The organism is Ancylobacter vacuolatus (genome assembly GCF_030813595.1).
Classification (GTDB): Bacteria; Pseudomonadota; Alphaproteobacteria; order Rhizobiales; family Xanthobacteraceae; genus Ancylobacter; species Ancylobacter vacuolatus.
In genome coordinates this window covers 239,236-258,949 of the sequence record NZ_JAUSUH010000001.1, presented here as the reverse complement: position 1 = coordinate 258,949, position 19,714 = coordinate 239,236, and the positions used below count along the sequence as shown (strand labels likewise).

Below are 19,714 nucleotides of genomic sequence, written 5' to 3'. Positions count from 1 at the left end.
CTTTCCTGGAGGTGCGTCCGGACCTTCCATCCGAACCGCGCTCCGCTGAACCGTCGACGTCAGGTTGGCTCAAACCCGGCTCGGTCCCGGTTGATCGCGCGGCTGCTCCGTGCGCGCGCCCGTCTGCCTGTGCTCATGCCCGACGATGTGGCCCGCCACCGGCCGGTGCGGGTGCGGCGCCATGAGCTTCTTCGGGGCGATGAAGAGATACATCGTCAGCACATAGGGTGCCGTGAACGAGGGGACGCCGGCGGGCGCGACGATCACATCGAGCGCTCCCTGGACGAAGACTGTGGTTACGGTGGCGAGCAGTGCATAAATCACCACTTTCGGCGAGGTTTTCAGAAAGACGACGCCTACGGCCAAGGCGGTGAGTACGGGGCTGAAGCCATAGAGCCCTTGGCTGACGAGGGTGGGATCCGCGCCCATGACGATAGACACCACCATCGCAACCAACGAGCCGGCAGCCGCGGCAAGGCCCGCCGGGACCGAGGCGATGAAGATGCCCAACAGTATGATCGCGCCGGAAATCTCGCTGCCGAGCAGATAGACTTGGCCGATATTGCGGAAGAATATCTGCACCAGCTCGATCGGCTGAGGAATGGGCGCCAGTCCCTGCACATAGTCCGTGGCAAGCTTCGGCGCATCGCCGGTTACGTGTAGGCCGCCGAAGGAATAGGCGCCGGCGACCATCAGCCAGCCTGTCAGCACGAAGGGCCCGGTCGAGCCGGGAATGCCCCACTTGCCGGTGAGGGTGGCGCCGAAGGCGGCGGTGACCACCGTGCTGGTCGCGGCACCCACCACGACATAGGCCCAAAGCTGCGGCGACGCGGCGATAAAGGTCGGCAGCGCCGCGCCGACGAGGATGCCGTTGAAACCGAAAAGGCCCGAGGCGACCGACTTCTCGTCGCAATCCAGCAGCCGCGCCGTCAGCGTCGCGACCACGACACCGATCGCCGCGCCGATCGTGGTCGCCCACACACCGGAGGCGTAGGACGCAAAAGCGATCGCCACAAAGAAGAGTATCCCCGTCAGCGAATTCTCCATGAAGAAAACCTGGCTGGCTCCCTTGAGGAGTTCGCCTGCGAAGCTGCTTTTCGGCCTGGTCATGGCTTAGATCTTTCGGTCAGCGCCAAAGAAATTCCTGCGGAAGGGTCCGCCCGCGCGCCTCTTCGCGAACGATGCGCCAGAACCGGCGCAGTTCGCCGCGCACGTCATAGCTCTCGACGCCCACCGCGCGCAGCATCAGGCCCGCGTCATTGGGAAGGCGGCTGACCCCCGAAATCGCTCGCGGGCTATCGAGCGCGAAACTGGTTTCGAACCGCTCCTTGATGCGGGCAGCGACCGCTGGCGGGGTCAGGCATAGGATATTGGCGAAGGCATCGTAGCCGCGCATCACGCCCGGAAAGTCGACGGTGGGGTCGCCTTTCTCGATCAGGACCTTTTCGGCGAAGATCTTGCGCCCGTCGGGGCGGCACACGGACACCGCCACCGACAGGAGGTCGAGCCCGAACCGCTCGCCGGCATGGTGGTGCTTGCGCCCCGCCAGAATCATTTCGCCATAGAGTAGCGTCGCGTCTTCCGCGATGACGATGTCGGTCTGGTTGATGAAACGCGAGTCGCGATAGGCAATGGTAACGTCCGGCAGGTATTCGAGGTACGAACCACTCTCCAGCGTCACGGTCTGGTGCTGGGAGGCGTAGTTCGCATCCATCTGGTGCACGCGGTTCGCGCTCTGCGACGTGACATGGGCGCAGGCCCCCTCGCCGACGCGGATGTCGATCTTGTACCGGTCGCCCTGCAGGATGCCGCCACCGACCGAGATGATCGAGCAGATCGGCAATTCCGGCATCGCCTCGTCCCAATAGAGCGCCCGCTGCACCAGCAGCGGCGCCACGCGGTAGAGATCATGCAGAATCGAGCGCCCATTGCGCAGCGAGAAGCCGAGGCGCAGCTCTCCTATCTTTCCGGGGCCAGCGGCGCGCATCTGCGCCGGCTCGGTCCTGAAGTCGCGCAATTCCCGCGCGGCATCGAGCCGACCGAGTTGTTCGTGGAGTGCCATCTCGTCAGGCACCCGCCGCCGCGGGAGCAGCAAGCTTCACATCGAACAGGGCCATGTCGAGGATAAGGCGGATCAGTTCGTCGACCCCCTCGCCCGTCTTGCAGTTGGTGAAGATGAACGGCTTCTTGCCGCGCATCAGCTTTGAATCGCGGTCCATCACCTCAAGGCTGGCCCCGACATAGGGGGCGAGGTCCTTCTTGTTGATGACGAGAATGTCCGACTGGCAGACGCCGGCGCCGTTCTTCCGCGGGATTTTGTCGCCCGCCGCGACGTCGATCACGTAGATATAGAAATCGGCCAGCGCCGGGCTGAAGGTCAGGGTGAGGTTGTCGCCCCCGGACTCGATCAGGATCACGTCGCTGTCAGGATACTTCTCCTCCAGCTCCTCGACGGCGGCGATGTTCATCGACGGGTCTTCGCGCACTGCGGTGTGCGGGCAGGCGCCGGTCTCGACCCCGACGATCTTCTCCTCCACCAGGATGCCGTTCAGCGTACGGCGGACCTGCTTGGCGTCCTCCGTCGTCACCACGTCGTTGGTGATAATCAGCGGCTTGATGCCGAGGTCGATGAGCCGCGGGGTGATGGTTTCGATGACGGCGGTTTTGCCGGAGCCGACCGGTCCGCCGATGCCGATACGCGTGATCTTTTTCATGGGCCGCCTTCTTTTCCGTGCCGCGTTCAGTTCATGAACAGGCGGACATGGGTGGTCGTGTGATGCGCGACGAGGACGTCGAAGACGGGCGCGAACGACGCCATTTCGTCGAGCGAGAGGTCGCGCACGGCCGCATAGTCGCCCTCGACACGCCCCTGCGCCGTGAACAGGATGCGCTGGGTATCGAGATGGTCGATCCGCATCAGCCGCAGCGCCGCGCTCAGGATCATCGAGGCGATGGCGTATTGATGCATGACGAAGGCCTCCGACTCGTCGACCCCCATATGGGCGAGCGCGATCGCCTGGCCGATCGGCAGGCAACCCGGCGTCGCATCCGCCTTGATGTCGCCGAGCCAGCGCTCCAGCGTGGGCGACGGCATGATCTTCAGCACCAGCTCGGCGAATTTCTTGCCGACGCGGGTCAGCATCAATTGCTGCTCCTCGCCGACACGGCGGCAATAGAGTTCGCTGTCGGCAACGAGGATCGCACCATAGTCGCCCGCCAGCGCCGCGCGGTGAGCGTGCAGCAGCGCGACGCCGTCCATCCGCGCCGTCTGGCGCAAGACGAGGTCGACATAGTTGAGCAGGCTTTCGGGATCGGAGACGACACCGGTCTGCAACGCCGATTCGAGCCCGTTCGAGAAGGCGAAGGAGCCGATCGGCAGAGTCGAATCCGAGAACTGCAGCAGGCGCGCGAGATGCACCATGCCGGAGGCACCGCCTCGCGTTCCAAAGCCCCCATTCGCCATCATGTCACCGGCGACTCTGGGTGGTCATGGGAATGCGCGTGACCTTCGGCATGATCATGCGAATGAGCGTGAGCATGATCGCCGGCCGGAGCGGCGTGATGATGGTGCGGCGTCGCGTCGGCTCCGGCAAACAGCAGGCGAACCTCGCGGGCGTCCAGCTTGGCGGCGATTTCCTCGCCGGGCGCGAAATGCGTCCTCACGTGTTGGAAGGCATGGGTGCGCATGACCGAGGCCATCACCTTCTGGTCGACGGAAAGCGGCACGTAGACGGTGGAACCCTTGATCACCGCCGGCCAGTGCTGGTTGCCGAGGCCATGGCCCAACTCGAAGCACGTGCGCAGTATCTCGTTCGGCGACAGTTCCTCGATGCCCTCCAGCTCGATGACCAGGACATCCTTGAGCGCGATCCGGGCGGCAATGATGACCTTCGCCGCCTCGTCGTAATGCAGAACGTCGCCGTCATGCAGATGTGCGGAGCGCGGCAGCGAGATGGCGAGCTCCACGCCACCATCCGTCGCCTTGCGCAGGCGGCTCTTCGGCGCTTCCCACTGCTCGAGCACGAGCAGGTCCACCCGGGAGTGGCGCGCCCGCTCCTGCCATGCCGGCTCGCCAAGATTGCCGATGGTGTTCTCAACCAGAATCATATGTGCCTCCAAACGGGACGGCCTTCGGACGCGACGCCGGTGCGGCCCGCCCCCGGGTCGGGCCAGCTGCGCCGCCGTCGATGGTCCGACGGATGAGAAGAGAGGAAACGGGAGGCCACGGCCGGCGACCCGCGGCGGGCCCTCGTCCGGTCGGCGATGCTCCCGACGAGGGCCAATGGCATGGCCGGGAGGCAGCGAGGCATGACCGCGGGCGGCCCGGCGAACCGACGCTGCCCCCCAAGCCCAGCCCACAGGATACCGATTGCGTCCATCGCCACATGCCATCGCGTTGACGCGGACGGGCCTTCCCCCTCCGCCGGCTGCAGCCAGGCTCAGCTGAAGAAATAGAGCTGGCTCAAGGGGACGCGCGTCGCCGGCTCGATCGTGGCGTGCGTGCCATCCACCGTTACGGCGAAGGTCTCGGGATTGACCTCGATCACCGGCATGGCGGCATTGCGCACCATCGAGCTCTTGGTGATCGTGCGCGTGCCGTAGACCGGCACGACCTGCGACTTCAGCTCATAGCGATCGACGATGCCGGCCTCATAGCCGGCATGCGACGTGAAGGTCACGCGGGTCTTAGCCAAAGCCGAGCCCATCGCGCCAAACATCGGCCGATAGATCACCGGCTGGGGCGTCGGCAACGAGGCATTCGGATCACCCATCAGCGCCCAGGAGATCATGCCGCCCTTGATGACCATCTTTGGCTTGGCGCCGAAGAAGGCCGGCTCCCAGAGCACGAGGTCGGCCATCTTGCCGATTTCGATCGAGCCGACCACATGGGCGACCCCCTGCGCGATGGCGGGGTTGATCGTGACCTTGGCGACAAAGCGCAGGACACGCTCATTGTCATTGCCCGAAGCATCGCCCTTATAGGCGCCCACCCGCTGCTTCAACAGGTCGGCGGTCTGGATGGTACGAGTCCAGTTCTCGCCGACCCGGCCCATCGCCTGGCTGTCGCTGGAGAGGATCGAGATCGCCCCGAGATCGTGCAGCACGTTCTCGGCCGCGATCGTTTCGGCACGCACGCGGCTCTCGGCGAAAGCGACGTCGGTCGGGATCTTCGGGCTGAGATTGTGACAGATCATCGTCATGTCGAACAATTCGGCCTGGGAATTGATCCCATAGGGCAAGGTCGGGTTCGTCGAACTCGGAATGACGTTCGAGAGCCCGGCCACCCGTATGATATCCGGAGCGTGGCCGCCGCCGGCGCCCTCGGTATGGTAGGTGTGGATCGTGCGCCCCTCGAAGGCGGCGATCGTGTTCTCGACGAAGCCGGCTTCGTTCAGCGTGTCAGTGTGGATGCAGACCTGAATGTCGTAATTGTCAGCGACGGTGAGAGCGTTTCGGATCGCCGCCGGCGTGCTGCCCCAGTCCTCGTGGATCTTGAGCCCCATCGCGCCGGCGAGGATCTGCTCCTCGAGCGGCAAGGGCGCCGACCCGTTGCCCTTGCCGAGCACACCAGCGTTGATCGGCCACCCGTCGAAGGAACGGAGCATCATCTCGATGTTCCACGTGCCGGGCGTGATCGTGGTGCCGTTGGTGCCGTCGGAGGGGCCAATGCCGCCGCCGAACAGGGTCGTGACACCGTTGCTGAGCGCCGCTTGCGCCTGCTGCGGCGAGATGAAGTGGACGTGAGCGTCAATGCCGCCCGCAGTCAGGATCAGGTGCTCGCCGGAAATAGCATCCGTGCCCGGCCCGAGCGCTAGCCCGGGGGTGACACCCGACATGGTGGACGGGTTGCCGGCCTTTCCTATTGCGCAGATGAGCCCGTTCTTGATGCCGACATCGGCCTTGATGATACCTTGGATGGCATCGACGATGGTCACATTGGTGATGACGAGATCGGGGGCCCCGGCCGCGCTGGTCAGCTCATTGTCATAGCCCATGCCGTCGCGCAGCGTCTTGCCGCCGCCATAGACGGCTTCCTCGCCATAGACGCGCAGGTCCTTCTCGATCTCGATATAGAGGTCGGTGTCACCAAGGCGGATCTTGTCGCCCACCGTAGGGCCGTAAAGGTCCGAATATTGCTGCCTCGAGATCTTCGCCATCTCAGAGCTCCACTGCCTGCATGTTGCGGCTCATTACGACTTGCTCTTGAACCCGTAGCGCTTGGCCCGCTCGAGAGCGTCGGTCAGGCGCGGCCGGTAATCGTCGTAGTTTTCGTCGCCGACCCAGCCATTGACGAGGCCATTGAAGCCCAGCACGCGCTGCTTGCCCTGATAGGGCACAAGCACGATCTCCTTCTCGTCGCCCGGCTCGAAGCGCAGCGCCGTCGTGGCGGGAATGTTCAATCGCTTGCCGAATGCCTGCTCCCGGTCGAATTCGAGCGAGGCATTGACCTCGAAGAAATGGAAGTGAGACCCCACCTGGATCGGCCGGTCGCCGGTGTTGCGAACCTTCAGCGTGGTGGTTGGATAGCCGGCGTTGATCTCGATGTCGCCCTTACCGAGGACGAGCCCGCCGACCGGAGCCTTGTTCTGGTCTTTGCTCATGATGACGCCCCTCGGCCGCAGCTACTTGATGGGATCATGGACGGTGACGAGGCGGCTTCCATCGGTGAAGACGGCCTCGACCTGCACATAGGGGATCATCTCCGCCACGCCCTCCATGACGTCGTCGCGGGTGATCGCCTTGCCGGCCAGTTCCATGACCTCTTCAACGGTCTTGCCAGCGCGCGCGCCATCGAGCGCAGCGACAGAGATAAGCGACACGGTCTCCGGATGGTTGAGCTTCAACCCTTGATCCTTGCGCCTCTGCGCAACCTGGGCGAGCGTATAGATCAGAAGCTTGTCGATTTCCCGTGGCGTAAAGTGCATGAGCGAATTCCTCGACGAACGCGGCCCCCGGCCATGCCGCGATGGTACGGCCGACCCAGATCTGCGGATCATGCGGTTTGATACCAGCAACCCGGACACCTGTACCAGCCTTAATTGGAGCGCGATGATGATTTATCGCGAAGCTGGATAAGCAACCGGCCCCAGTGATTTGCTGCAACGCACACGATATGGATTATTTTACCACTCAATCTGTCGTTCACACCCACACATACCGTGGGTAAGTTCATTTAACCCATTCCAAAAGTACATGGTTGCGACTTAAACAAAACGCACCCTGAAGTTATCGCTTCCCATTACTGCATTGCCGCAAAGGCATATCGGTCGGCGATGAAATCGGAGATTATTACTATCGGCCTCCGGCCACCGTCAGTTATCCGCCTCCGCGATAAATGCCGGAATTGCGCCGGCAATGCTGGCCACCGGCACGGTCGCTGAGGCATAAAGCCTGGAGACTCAGTGACGGCATAGGCTTGGATCATGCGACAGCAAGGCAATCTCATCGACACCGATGAGTTGCGGACATTTGACGCCGTGGCGACGAAGCGCAGTTTCAGTCTCGCGGCGGTCGAACTCGGCGCTTCACAGTCCACCGTCAGCCAGCGGATCGCCCGCCTCGAAAAGCGTCTCAACCGGACCCTCGTCCGCCGCACCACCCGTATGGTGAGCCTCACCCCGGACGGCGAGGCCATGTTGATCTATGCCCGTTCGATCCTTGCCATATCTCACGAGGCACGCCTCCGCTTTGCCCGACCGGGTCTGAAAGGCGTCCTGAAGGTCGGCATAGAGGACGAGTTCGCGAGAACCCGCCTGCCGGAAGTTCTCGGCATCTTCCGGGCACAATTCCCGGATTTTGGCTTGAGGTTTGTTACCGGCCGCAACGAGCATCTGCACGATGTGCTGCGCTCGCATGAAGTCGACGTCATTCTGGGCAAGAGCCACAGCGATCTGGCGAGCGAGCCGGGCGAAGCGACGCTCTGGCACGAGCAATTGGTCTGGATCGGGCATACCTCGCTGCAATTAGGGTCGTCCGACCCGGTGCCGCTGGTTTCCTATCTGAAGCCGAGCCTCACGCGCGGCCTCGCGGAGAAGGCGCTTCTCGCGAGCGACCGCCCGTGGGTCGACGCGGCCGAATGCAGCAACCTGCTTGGCGTGCTCGCGGCCGCTCGCGCTGGTCTCGGCGTCATGGCGATCGGCAAGAGCTTCCGAAAGACAACACTCGCGGAGATACCCGAAGAGGCGGGCCTTCCGACTCTTGGGAAACTCGCCTACGTCGTTGAAAGCAATGCTGTTTCATCTGACTCGGCGGTGGGCGCCTTTCGGGCGGTCTTGAGCGAGGTGGCGAAGCGATCGGCGGACAAGGAGCATCACGACGCTGCAGCTCTGCCTCTCGGGTGAGATCGCCTTCGGCTTCCGGCCGTCCTCATCGGCGGCCCTCATTTGGTCCGACAGGAGCGAACGGCCGATGTGGAACTGGATTTCGACAACCCTGCGCGAGCAGCCTGAGATTGCGCTGTTCCTGACGATTGCGCTGGGCTACCCCCTCGGCAACCTCGGCTATCGCGGGTTCACCCTTGGAACGGTGACGACGACATTGCTGGTCGGGCTGCTCATCGGCCAACTCGACATCGAGATCTCCCAGACCGTCGGAAGCGTGTTCTTTCTGCTGTTCCTGTTCGCCATCGGCTACGGCGTGGGCCCTCAGTTCGTGCGCGCTCTGAAGCGAGACGGCGCATCGCAGGCCCTGTTCGCGGTGCTGGTGTGCGTGATGATGCTGAGCACCGCTTATGGCGTGGCACGGTTTGCTGGCTACGATGTCGGCTATGGGGCAGGTCTGTTCGCCGGCGCGGCGACCGTCTCTTCTGCGTTGGGGCTGTCCACCAATGCCATTCGCGGGCTCGGCCTCTCGCCCGAGGAGACGCGTTCGATGATCGGCGCGCTCTCAACCGCCTTCGCCATGACCTACATCTACGGCACGATCGGGCCGATCGTGATCATTTCCCAGATCGGGCCGCGGCTGCTGCGCATTAACCTTCCTTCCGCCTGTCGCGCCTACGAGGCCAGGATGGGCGAACTGCCGCGCGGCGCCGGTTCGTCATGGCATCATTTCATCGTGCGGACCTATCGCCTGACGGCCGATGCCCCCCAGGTCGGGCGCACTGTCGGCGAGGTCGAAGCGAGCACGCCCAACGTCCGTCTCTTCGTCGACCGCATCCGCCGTGGCGAGCAGATGATCACCCCCAGCGAGGACACCCGGCTCGAAGCGGGGGACATCGTCAGCATCGCCGGCGTGCGCGGCACGCTGCGATCCTTGTTCAGGACCGGGGCGGAGGAGGTCGAAGACGCCGAACTTCTCGCCATCCCCACCGAAGGCGTCGACATCGTCGTGACCAAGCGCGCATGCGACGGCAGGACGCTGGCCGATCTGGCCCGTATGAAGTCGACCCATGGCATCTTCCTCACCCGTATTCGTCGGGGCTCCTCGGGAGCGGAGATTCCCATTCTCCCACAGACCGAGATTCACCGCGGCGATATACTGACAGTCGTCGGACGCTCGCAGCACATCCGCGCGGCGACGAATATCATCGGCCGCGCCGATTTCTCGATCACCGAGACCGACATCACGGCGATGTTCCTGACGATCGCCATCGGCGCCCTGATCGGATTGCCGATGGTGACGGTTGGCGGGGTGCCGATCACCCTGTCCATCGCTGGTGGCGTCCTCATCGCCGGAATCGTCGCCGGCTGGCAGCGCTCCACTCACCCAACCTTCGGCAACGTGCCCGCGGGCGTGCTCTGGTTCATCAAGGTGGTTGGGCTGAACGCCTTCATTGCCGTGATCGGCATCTCGTCCGGCCCAAGTTTCGTTGAAGGCGTCCGCGAGGTTGGGCTGAGCCTGTTCCTGCTGGGCATGGTCGCCACCACCGTTCCGGTCTTGCTGGCCCTGCTTATCGGCAAGTACGTTTTTCGCTTCGACGACGCGTTGGTGCTGGGATGCTGTGCGGGAGCGAGCATTTCGACGCCGGCGCTGGGATTGATCGCCGACAAGGCGCGCAGCCAGGTGCCCGCGCTGGGCTATACCGTGCCTTACGCGGTCTCCAATACGCTTCTCACAATCGGCGGCATCTTCATGGTGATGCTGATGGGATGAGGTTTCGTCTTATTCTTCCCCGAGAAGCCCTTGCTCCTGCCGAACGGTTTGGTGGGCACGCGGACGAACGTGACCCACACGCGCCTCACTGGCTCCTCAGCCAACGGCCGGGTGGCGGTCAGAACCGGATCTGCAATTGACCGGAGACGACATTCTGCTGGGCGCTTGAGGCCAGCTGGCCATCATATTTCACCCCGAGCCGCGTGTTTGGATTGAGCTCATAGGACAGCCCGCCGCCGAAGACGAAGGTGTCGGTGGCGATCGGCGCGCCGTCGATGGTGAAGGGCGCGGAGCCGCTGGCGAACGTCATCACCGCAGCCGGAACGGTATCGCCAAAGGCATGCTGCCAGCCGAGAGTGAAGCTGGTGGTGAAGGCAATGCCGTTCACCTCAATGTCGCGGCCGCCGCGCAGGCCCAGCGTGGAGTAGAACGTATCCATGGCGCCGGCGTTCACCGCCAGCGCCGAGGTCGAACCGGTCTCGACGGTGTTCCAGCCATCCAGGTGCAGATAGGCGAGGCCGGCAAAGGGTTCCAGATCGACCGGCCCGACCGACAGCCCATAGCTGAGCTCGCCAAAGGCCTGCGCAGAACGCGCGGTCGCGTCGCTGCTGTTCGCGCCGTCATAGCCGGCAAAGGCGACGGTGCGCGACATCGACATGTCGTGCCACGCATAGCCCGCGCCCAGCCGCAGGGCGAGCGGCCCCTGCTGCGTGGCGCTGTAGAGACCGAGTTCGTAATTGTCCATCGAGCCGGACGAGACGCGGTCGCCAACGTCGAACCAGGAGCGGCTGTAGCCGCCATAGGCGCCGAGCCGCCAATCCTCGGTGAACGCCGCGTCGAAACCACCGACAAAGCCGCCGATCGTGTCCGAGACCGCCGCCGCATTGCCATTGGAGGCGATGTCGCCTTCAGCGCCAAATCCCTGCATCCACATGACGGCCGCGACATCGGCGCCGAAACCGGCCGTCTGCGGCCCGTTTGCCGCATAGGCGAGAGGCACCCCTTCGGTCCCGACCGAGGCCTGCCGCAGCCGGTCGATGACGGCCGCGCGCGTGAACACGGACTGCTGCTGGATGACCGATGCCGTTGTCGCGTAGATCTCGCCGGACAAGGCGTCGAAGGCGTAGAAGGCCTCCGATTTCAACTGCGAGGCGACGGCATCATAAACGTCGTTGCCGGCCCCGAGCGACTCGATGCCGTTCGCCGTCGAGAACTGGTTGACGGTGTGCGCCTCCCGCCAGAAGGGAATGTCCTTGCGCACGATGTTCAGGACGACCGCGTTGTCTTCATAGTCCGGCAGGATGTCCAGGAAGGCGAAATTGGTCGTCACCGTGCCGAACACCCCGTGAACACCCTCGGTGGCGGTGAGGACGGTGTAGCTCGTGTAGTTTGCGTAGGAGCCACGCTCGGCATGCACGTCGAGCGTGGTGCCGGCGTCAATGCCGACCTGGCCGTTAACGGCGATCAGGTCGTTGCCGTTGCCCGCGGTAATGTCCGCCCGATAGGTCGAACCGCTGGAGAGGGTCATCTTGCCGTTGACCGCAAGCGTGCCCGGCGAATAGCCAGGCGAGACGGTTCCCCCGTCAAGGACATCCAGCAAACCGATGCTGCCGGCGCCGCTGAGCACGCCCCCTGCCCCGATGCTGAAATTGGCGCCTGTCTCAGTGTCACGCTTGAGAATGACATGCGCATCGTTCGTCTGGATGAGGCCCGCATAGGTCGAGCCGACGAAATCGACCGTGCCGCCTCCCTCCAGGATCACCTGGCCGGTGCCACTGAGGTCGACCGGGAAGGTGTAGCGCCCCGCCAGATCGTAGATGAGCGTGCCGCTGTTGACGATCGGGCCGCTGACCCAGCCGGCCGTGCCACCACCGCCGATCTGCAGCGTGCTGCCATCAATGGTCGTGCCGCCGGTGTGGAAGGCGGTCCCGGTAAGGATGAGCGTCCCCGCCCCCTTGACGGTGAGGCTGCCGGTGCCGCCGATATCATCGGCGAAGGTGTCGGTGGAGGACTGGTCGAAGACCAGCGCGCCATTGTCGAGCACATCGCCGCGAATGGAGGCGGCGGTGCCGGCGACGGTGCCGGCATGAATGATGAGGCCGCCATAGGCATTGGCGCCGGTCAAGGTGAGCCGTCCCTCACCCGTCTTGGTCAGCACGCCCGTGCCCGTCACCTTGCCGGTCACTGCGAGGAAGCGGTCGCCCGTCACCTCGATGACCGCGCCGGCCGCGCTGAGGGCAACGTCGCGCCCGGTACTGAAGCTGTGCAGCACCTTCAGCGCCGCGCCGTCCAGCGACAGTGCGGTGCCTGCCTTGCCCAGGCTCTCATCGGCATGTACCGCCAGCGTGGCGCCCGACACGGATGTGCCGCCCGCATAGGTGTTGATGCCACCGAGTTCCAGCGTGCCGCCGCCGGCGAGAAGCAGCCGGCCATCGCCGCCCACGGTGCCGGTGAGCGTCAGCGTGACGCCGGTGCCGACACTGAACCCGCCGCTGCCGGTGAGCGTCACCGCACGCGCGCTGGCGAAGGAGGCTGTGGGCGCCAGAACGCCGCCCGCGAGGGTGAGGGAGCCGACCGCTGCGCCGAGATTGCCGTCGGAACCGACCTGCAGGGTAGAGCTCGAGCCGACGACCGTGCCGCCGGCATAGGTGTTGGCGCCGGTCAGGGTGAGAGTGCCGGCACCGAGCTGCGCCACCGTGCCGCTGCCGGAGATGACACCGGCGAAGGTCACCGCGTCGGAGCGGTTGAAGGTCAATGTCCCATCATTGGCCACATTGCCGGTGATCGAGCCGGAGGTTCCACCATTGCCAAGCACCAGCGTGCCGTCGACGATCTGCGTGCCGCCGGTGAAGCTATTCATGCCGGTCAGCACCAGCGCGCCCGTTCCGGCCTGCACCAGCGCGCCCGCGCCCGAAATGGCGCCGGCGTAGACGATGTTGTCGGAGCGGCTGAAGGCGAGCGTGCCCGCATTCGCGACATTGCCGGAGATCGTCCCCGAGGTTCCGCCGTCGCCGACCTGCAGCGTGCCGGCTTCCACCAACGTATTGCCGGCATAGCTGTTGCTGCCCGTCAGCACGAGCGTGCCGAGGCCGCTCTTGGTGAAGTCCCCCGTCCCGCCAATGGTGCCGGACAGGGTGAACACCGCCGCATCGGCAACGCGGATCGTGCCGCCGCTGACAAGCGCCACCGTGCGCGCGCTGGCAAAGCCCTGGTCGACGGCAAGCGTGCCGCCGGCGAGCGTGATCCCGCCGCTCAATGCCCCGAGGGCGGAATCGGCGGTGACGCGAAGGGTGCTGCCGGCGCCGATGCCGGTTCCCCCGCCGTAGCTGTTGGTTCCGGTCAGCAGCAGATCGCCGGGGCCGACTTGCACCACGCTGCCGCTGCCCGAGATGACGTTGTCGAACCGCGTTTCATCGGAGCGGGCGAAGACCAGCGTGCCATTGTCGACGATAGGCCCGGAAACCCGGCCTGTCGTGCCGCCATTGCCGATCTGAACCGTGCCCTGGTCGATCCGCAGCCCACCGATGGTGTCGATATCGCCGGTCACCACCAGCGCGCCGGTGCCCGCCTGCACCACCGTCCCCTGCCCGGAAACGTGATTGCTGAAGCCGAAATCGTCGCTGCGGTTGAAGGCGAGGGTCGCGTCATTGACGATCGCGCCACGGATCGAGCCCGTGCTGCCGCCATTGCCGAGCTGGAGAACCCCGGCGTGGATCGTCGTCGTGCCGTCATAGCTGTTATCGGCGGCAAGGATCAGCGTGCCGTCGCCCCGCTTCGTCAGGCCGCCCCCGCCGCTCACCGAGGAGGTCAGCTGCAGCGTCGTCCCGGTGGCGACCTGGAGCGTGCCGCCCCCTACCAGACCCACGGCGCGGGAGGTGGTGAAGCTCGCCGTTGTGGCGAGCGTGCCCTTCTCGATCACCAGCGGACCGGACACCTGCCCGAGATTGGCATCGGCGCTGACTTCAAGCGTGCCGACCGAGACCAGCGTGCCGCCCGCGTAGCCATTGGTGCCGGAGAGGACCAGCGTCCCGCTGCCGACCTGCGCCACGCCTCCCGTGCCGCTGATGTCGCCGGCGAAAGTGAGCACATCGGAGCGATAGAAGGACAGGCTGCCATTATTGGTGACATTGCCCGCGATGCTGCCCGACGTGCCGCCATTGCCGACGACGAGCCCGCCGGCGGCAAGGGTGGTGCCGCCGGAATAGCTGTTGGTGCCGGTGAGGAAGAGGGTTCCTGCGCCCAGCTTCTCCAGCCCGCCGCTCCCGGTGATGCTGCCGGAGAATGTGGAATCGCTGCCGTCGTAACCCACCTGCAGCGTGTAGCTCTGCAGGTCTGCCGCGCCGCTGCCGGCGAGCGAGCCGATGCCTTCGTTCGCCTCCAGCTGAAGCGTGCCCGCCGCCTCGATCCGCACGGCGGAGGCGTCTGGAAGCGCCGCGCCGCCTAGGGCCACCAGCGTGCCCTCGGCGATCACCGTCGCGCCGCCATAGGTGTTGCTGCCGCTCAGCACGAGCGTGCCGAGCCCTTCCTTGCGCAGGCTGCCGGTGCCGGAAAGGGTTCCGGCGAGGCCGAGCGTTTCGCCGGACGCCGTCTTCAGGCTGCCAAAGCCGTCGAGCATGACGGCGCTGGCGAGGGTGAAGGAGCCGGTGGCTTCCAGCCCGCCGCCGGAAAGGGTGAGAACATTGTCCGCATTGCCCAGAGACGCCGCGCTGGAGACGCTGAGGAACCCCTCGGAAACCTTGGTGCCGCCGGTATAGCTGTTGCTGCCGGAGAGGATCAGGGTGCCGGTGCCGATCTTCTCGATGCCGCCGGTGCCGGTGATCGGCGCGCTGATCGTCGCGGTGATCTCATGCCCTTCCACCCACAGCACGCCGCCGCCCTCAACATGCAGGCCGGAATTCGCCTCGCTGCTGTCGGCCTCCAGAACGAAGCCGTCGGTGACGAATTCCAGCTTCTGGAAGGTCTGCTCGCCGCGAATAGTGACGGTGCCGGCGGTGCCGGTGAAGACGCCGGTCTGCCCGCCCCACGGGATCGTGTCGCCGCTGGAGGCGAGGTACCAATTGTCGCCGGAGGACGACCAGGTGCCCGAGCCGCCGAAGCTGGTCCCGTCGTCGGTGGTCCAGATCTGCAGCGGGCTGGCATCGCGTAGCAGCAGGTTCACATGCCCGGGATTGCCGGTCTCGATGGTGCCGGTATAGGAGCCTGAATCGGCGAGGCCGGAGAGATCCACGGACGAGAACGTCCCGGTGTTCGAACCGGTATAGGTGAAGACGCGGTAGATGCCGGCGCCGTGCACGGCCTCGCCGGTCACGCTCAGCGTGCCGTTGAGCGCGAGATCACCCGCGACTTCGGCCACGCCCGTGTTGCCGCCCTCGCCCAGCGCCAGCGCGATATCAGCCGCGTTGGCGATGGTGAGCGAACCGGTGACGAGGGCGATGTGCTGCGGGTTGGGCTGGCCCGTCACGCCGCCGGAAAGCGTCCCGCCGGCCAGCACGGAGACCGTGCCGGCCATGGTGCCGAAGCCCCGCAGCGTGCCGCTATCCGCGACGCTGACCGAGGAGGTGGCCAGCGTGGCGCCGTAAAGCGCCAGCGTGCCGCTCGTCACCGATGTGCTGCCGGTAAAGCTGCTCGCCCCGGAAAGAGCCAGTTCGCCGTCGCCGCTTTTCGTCAGGTTGCCGCTGCCGCCAATAGCGCCGTTCAGCGTCAGCACGTTGCCGGAAACAACATCGAAGGTGCCGTTGCTGGCGCCCAGTGTCACCCCGCGCGAGGAGGTGAAGCTGCCACCGGCCTCCAGCGTGCCGCCATCAAGGGTCAATCCGCCAATGGCCGCGCCGAGACTGCTGTCGGTCGACACGGCCAGCGCGCCGGCGGACACAAGCGTGCCGCCGGTATAGGTGTTGGAGCCGCCCAGAATGAGCACGCCGTCGCCGGACTTGCTCAGCTGCGAGGTCGAACTCTCACTGATCGTGCTCATCAGGTTCAGCGTCTGGCCGGACGCGACAGCGACGCCACCGACGCCGGTGAGCGCGATTTCGCGAACGCTGCTGAAGGAGCCGGTGATGGCCAGCGTGCCATTGGCGAGACTGATGCCGCCATCCCCCGCGCCGAGATTGCCGTCGCTGCTGATCGACACCGTCGAGCCATTGCTGATCGACGTGCCGCCGGAATAGTTGTTGTCGCCGGTCAGCGAGGTCGTGCCGCCGCCGGTGACGCTCACCCCGCCCGAGCCCGAAATCACCCCGGCGAAGCTCTGCGCGGAACTGGAATTGAAGGCGAGCGTGCCGTTATTGACGATATCACCCAGCACCGAACCAGCCGCCGCGCCGCTGCCGAGGTTGAGCGTGCCGGCCGTGATGATGGTGCCGCCGGTATAGGTGTTGCTGGCGGTGAACGTCACCGGCGCGTTGCCGGCGTTGACCGTCACCCCGCCGGTGCCGGAAATCACCTCCGACAGCACCAGTTCCTGCGCCGGCGTCAGCACCAGCGTGCCATTATTGACGATGGGCGCGGCCTGGAACGTCGTGGCGGAAACGCCATCGCCGATCTGCACGGTGCCATCCGCGATCGTCAGCCTGGAGAGGGTGTAGGCGCCGGTGAACACGCTCGTGCCCGCGCCCTGCTTGACGAGGCTGCCGCCGCTGATCTGGCCCGAGAAGCTTGTGCTCGTGCCATTGCCGCCCAGCGTCAGCGTGTTCGCGCCGAGCGCGACCGCTCCGCTGCCGGCGAGCGAGCCGATGACTTCGCTGTCCGCCAGCGTCAGGGTTCCGTTGCTGCTCAGCGTGACGGCGTTGAGATCGTCGAGAGCCGAGCCCCCGGCAAGAGCCAAGGTGCCCGTGTTGATGAGGGTCGGCCCGGTATAGGTGTTGGTTCCCGAGAGCGTCAGGGTCCCCGCGCCGGCCTTCACCAGGCTGCCGCCGGCGCCGGTGAGCGCGCCCGAGAAGGTGAAGTCGTCCACCGTGTCGACCGCGAGCACCGAGCTGCCGATCGACAGGCTGCCATCGCCGGTGAGGCCGGCAATGGTCTGGCTCGAATTGATCTGCAAAGTGGAGGACACACCGCCGGAGAAGGCGACGACGGTGCCGGAACCGAGAACCGACTGGGAATCGAGCACCAGCGTGCCGCCGGCGATGGTCAGCGCGCTCACATCGGCATCGACACCTTGCAGGGTGAAGGTGCCCGAGCCGGTCTTGGTGAGGCCGCCGGTCCCGGAAAAGTTCCCCGAGAAGCTGGACGAGGCGTTGTTGGCGCCGACGGTGAGCGTATTGGTGCCGATAGCCACGGCGCCCGCGCCGGCGAGGCTTCCGGTCGAGATGGAGGTGTTGAGCTGGAGAGTCGCGCCCTCCTGCACCGTCACCGTCCCGTTTGAGCCAAGCGCTGTGGCGGAACCGGCGATCAGCGTGCCGGCGGCGACCGTCACCGGGCCGGTGAAGCTGTTGGCGCCGCTCAACAGCACCGCACCCGCCCCGGAAAGGGTGAGGCCACCGCTGCTGCTGCCATCGCTGATATTGCCGCTGATGTTCCCGGTCACTCCATCAGGGGAGAAAATGGTCACATTGCCCGCGAGGGTGACAGCCCCGGTGAGATTTGTTGCCGGCCCATCCCCCTCGAAGGCGAATTCGAGCGTGGTGCCATCGGCAAGGCTCAGCGTGCCCGGCATCTCACCCAACGGGAAGGCGCCACCGACAGAAAGCGTGCCCTGCTGAACCGTGGTGGTGCCCGTGTACGCGTTGTTGGTGCCGAGGGCGAGCATCCCGCCGCCGGTGACGATCAGATTGCCGGGGCCCTGAACCTCCCCCGCAAGAATCAGCACGGTCCCGGCCTCGACGTCGAACGTCGCGCCCGGCCCGCTGCCGCCGTACAGGTCAATCGGCAGGGTAATCGCCATCGACGCGGTTGTTGTGAGCTGACCGGAATTACTGATGAACAGAGTGTCACCGACACCGAGAGACAGGGGGTCGGCGATCGACAGGTTCCCGTCCTCGATAGCCCAGTTCCCCGAGAAGCTCGTCTCGCCGGTCAGCGTCCAGCTCGTGTCGTCGATCACCTCATACTGAGAAAAACCGGAAAAGGTGGTGCCGATACTGCCAGCATCGAACACGCCGCCCGTGTCGCCGGCATTGCCGCCGAGGGCGAGGATGTTGAAGTCGCCGGAAACGGAGACACCGCCATTGGCCGCATAGCTCTGGGTGAGGACCAGCGTGTTTCCATCGCCGGTGATCGCGATGCCCGCCGACTGGCCGGCGGGATTGCCTCCCTGAATGCCGCCCGATGCCGTGCCGAACAGGGTGAGAACGTTGTTGCCGCCCGAGATCAGGATGCCGTAGCCGCCAACTCCGCTGGTCCCCGAGAGAGAGATGCCGCCGTCGCCGCCGGTGATCACTTGCCCCGCGTCGATGATCACATTGGTGGAACTGCCCGCCATGACGAGGCCGTCGCCGCCAATGCCACCGAAGGTCGGGAACAATCCATGGCCGCCTATGCCGCCATCACCCCCGTTGACGGAGCTCTGAATCTCCACCGTGCCGCCGGAGCCGTAGAGATAGACGCCGACGCCGGCATTGCCGCCATTGCCGGCACCGCCCTGCAGCAGAACCGGAATCTCGCCGCCATCATAGGTGAAGGAGGCGCCGCTGCCGCCATCGCCGCCATCGCCACCGATCACATCATATTGGAGCACGATGGGTGTCGGACTGCCCTGAAGCTCGATGACCGCGCCATAGCCACCCGCACCGGGCCCGCCGCCGCCGCCGGCGACGCCCTCAAAATCCGAGTTGAACTCGCCGCCTTCGCCGCCATCACCGCCGGCACCGCCGACCACGACAGCGTCCGGCGCGCCGGTCCCGAAATAGGCGTGCGCGCCGCCGCCACCGCCACCGCCCGAACCGCCGAAATGGCCGTCCCCGCCATCCCCGCCATCCAGAAGGACCGGGCCGAAATCGGGGACACCCGGCGTGCCCCCATCGCCATTGTCCGTGAACCATTGCGGTGAATTGCCCGCCGCGCCGATGCCGCCCGTCGTTCCACCCCCGCCGCCGCCGCCGCCACCGCCTGGGGGAACTTCGATATAGGGCAGGCCGTTGCCGCCCGGCCCCGTCGGGTTGGTGGCGCCATTGATGGACTGACCAAAGGCCGGCGCAGCAGTTAGAAGAGCAGCGGAGGCAAGCAGGGCGGCGCGGAGTGAAGCCATCGATTGTCGGGGTCGGCGCGTCATGAAATCCGATCCACAGCTTCACTCTCTTCCGATTCTGCCCGCCGCCTCACGCAGATCTCGCAGGCCTCATCTGGCTGGACACGCATGACAGGCACCGGCATGGGCTGCAACAAGGCCCCGCGCTCCCCGCCCAGCTCTGTACCAGAGTATACCGAGATACCGGGCGATCAAGGGAGCTTGATCGTCGCGTCCTGTCAGCCTCGACGCGCACGATGCCGATCCCAGGCACAGTGCGGCCGATGTCCGCACAGCTGCGTCGGTGCTCCTCGGCACGCGTTGGGCTTCGACCTTCATTTCGCGCATGCGACCGGCGTGTGAGTAACGCCTGGACCGCTGCTCGTCCGATTGACTCGTTCAATAAATCGACATACCGTCTGCGCATGTTCGCAATATCTATAGTCGGTATGTAGA

At 65.4% G+C, this 19,714-nt stretch carries 11 protein-coding genes; 2 read left to right on the top strand and 9 right to left on the bottom strand.

Going from position 1 to position 19,714, the window contains the following annotated elements; all coding sequences use genetic code 11:
• Nucleotides 1–69: 69 nt before the first annotated feature.
• The 8 genes from yut to J2S76_RS01150 form a co-directional block, all read right to left on the bottom strand.
• Nucleotides 70–1,110, bottom strand: coding sequence for an urea transporter (gene yut, locus J2S76_RS01185; protein ID WP_307056753.1), 1,041 nt, complete (start codon nucleotides 1,108–1,110; stop codon nucleotides 70–72).
• A gap of 16 nt (nucleotides 1,111–1,126) precedes the next feature.
• Nucleotides 1,127–2,062, bottom strand: a complete 936-nt coding sequence (locus J2S76_RS01180) for an urease accessory protein UreD (protein ID WP_307056751.1) — start codon at nucleotides 2,060–2,062, stop codon at nucleotides 1,127–1,129.
• A 4-nt stretch (nucleotides 2,063–2,066) separates the two neighbouring features.
• On the bottom strand, nucleotides 2,067–2,714 hold the full coding sequence (gene ureG / locus J2S76_RS01175) for an urease accessory protein UreG (RefSeq protein WP_307056750.1): 648 nt from the start codon (nucleotides 2,712–2,714) through the stop codon (nucleotides 2,067–2,069).
• Nucleotides 2,715–2,740: 26 nt separating this feature from the next.
• The gene (locus tag J2S76_RS01170; protein WP_307057699.1) at nucleotides 2,741–3,421 is read right to left on the bottom strand and encodes an urease accessory protein UreF; all 681 of its coding nucleotides are present in this window, start codon (nucleotides 3,419–3,421) and stop codon (nucleotides 2,741–2,743) included.
• A 41-nt stretch (nucleotides 3,422–3,462) separates the two neighbouring features.
• Nucleotides 3,463–4,107, bottom strand: a complete 645-nt coding sequence (locus J2S76_RS01165) for an urease accessory protein UreE (protein WP_307056748.1) — start codon at nucleotides 4,105–4,107, stop codon at nucleotides 3,463–3,465.
• A gap of 332 nt (nucleotides 4,108–4,439) precedes the next feature.
• A complete protein-coding gene (locus J2S76_RS01160; RefSeq protein WP_307056746.1) occupies nucleotides 4,440–6,158 on the bottom strand; it encodes an urease subunit alpha in 1,719 nt (572 codons plus the stop codon).
• A 33-nt stretch (nucleotides 6,159–6,191) separates the two neighbouring features.
• Complete coding sequence (locus tag J2S76_RS01155; protein WP_307056743.1) at nucleotides 6,192–6,602, bottom strand: urease subunit beta; 411 nt, start codon at nucleotides 6,600–6,602, stop codon at nucleotides 6,192–6,194.
• A 21-nt stretch (nucleotides 6,603–6,623) separates the two neighbouring features.
• On the bottom strand, nucleotides 6,624–6,926 hold the full coding sequence (locus J2S76_RS01150) for an urease subunit gamma (RefSeq protein WP_307056741.1): 303 nt from the start codon (nucleotides 6,924–6,926) through the stop codon (nucleotides 6,624–6,626).
• Nucleotides 6,927–7,424: 498 nt separating this feature from the next.
• Here J2S76_RS01150 and J2S76_RS01145 point away from each other — a divergent pair, with 498 nt between their 5' ends.
• Together J2S76_RS01145 and aspT are read left to right on the top strand one after the other, a co-directional pair.
• Nucleotides 7,425–8,342: a LysR family transcriptional regulator gene (locus J2S76_RS01145; protein WP_307056738.1), complete on the top strand. Its 918-nt coding sequence runs from the start codon at nucleotides 7,425–7,427 to the stop codon at nucleotides 8,340–8,342.
• A gap of 67 nt (nucleotides 8,343–8,409) precedes the next feature.
• On the top strand, nucleotides 8,410–10,095 hold the full coding sequence (gene aspT / locus J2S76_RS01140; RefSeq protein ID WP_307056737.1) for an aspartate-alanine antiporter: 1,686 nt from the start codon (nucleotides 8,410–8,412) through the stop codon (nucleotides 10,093–10,095).
• A gap of 118 nt (nucleotides 10,096–10,213) precedes the next feature.
• Here the strand turns inward: aspT and J2S76_RS01135 are convergent, their stop codons facing one another.
• Nucleotides 10,214–19,279 (bottom strand): autotransporter-associated beta strand repeat-containing protein, encoded by a 9,066-nt coding sequence (locus J2S76_RS01135; protein WP_307056735.1) that lies wholly within the window; start codon nucleotides 19,277–19,279, stop codon nucleotides 10,214–10,216.
• Nucleotides 19,280–19,714 lie beyond the last annotated feature (435 nt).

Bases quoted from the DNA above. Each gene is read 5' to 3' on its own strand.
- yut (WP_307056753.1), bottom strand. From the start codon at position 1,110: ATGACCAGGCCGAAAAGCAGCTTCGCAGGCGAACTCCTCAAGGGAGCC.
- J2S76_RS01180 (WP_307056751.1), bottom strand. From the start codon at position 2,062: ATGGCACTCCACGAACAACTCGGTCGGCTCGATGCCGCGCGGGAATTG.
- ureG (WP_307056750.1), bottom strand. From the start codon at position 2,714: ATGAAAAAGATCACGCGTATCGGCATCGGCGGACCGGTCGGCTCCGGC.
- J2S76_RS01170 (WP_307057699.1), bottom strand. From the start codon at position 3,421: ATGGTGCATCTCGCGCGCCTGCTGCAGTTCTCGGATTCGACTCTGCCG.
- J2S76_RS01165 (WP_307056748.1), bottom strand. From the start codon at position 4,107: ATGATTCTGGTTGAGAACACCATCGGCAATCTTGGCGAGCCGGCATGG.
- J2S76_RS01160 (WP_307056746.1), bottom strand. From the start codon at position 6,158: ATGGCGAAGATCTCGAGGCAGCAATATTCGGACCTTTACGGCCCTACG.
- J2S76_RS01155 (WP_307056743.1), bottom strand. From the start codon at position 6,602: ATGAGCAAAGACCAGAACAAGGCTCCGGTCGGCGGGCTCGTCCTCGGT.
- J2S76_RS01150 (WP_307056741.1), bottom strand. From the start codon at position 6,926: ATGCACTTTACGCCACGGGAAATCGACAAGCTTCTGATCTATACGCTC.
- J2S76_RS01145 (WP_307056738.1), top strand. From the start codon at position 7,425: ATGCGACAGCAAGGCAATCTCATCGACACCGATGAGTTGCGGACATTT.
- aspT (WP_307056737.1), top strand. From the start codon at position 8,410: ATGTGGAACTGGATTTCGACAACCCTGCGCGAGCAGCCTGAGATTGCG.
- J2S76_RS01135 (WP_307056735.1), bottom strand. From the start codon at position 19,279: ATGGCTTCACTCCGCGCCGCCCTGCTTGCCTCCGCTGCTCTTCTAACT.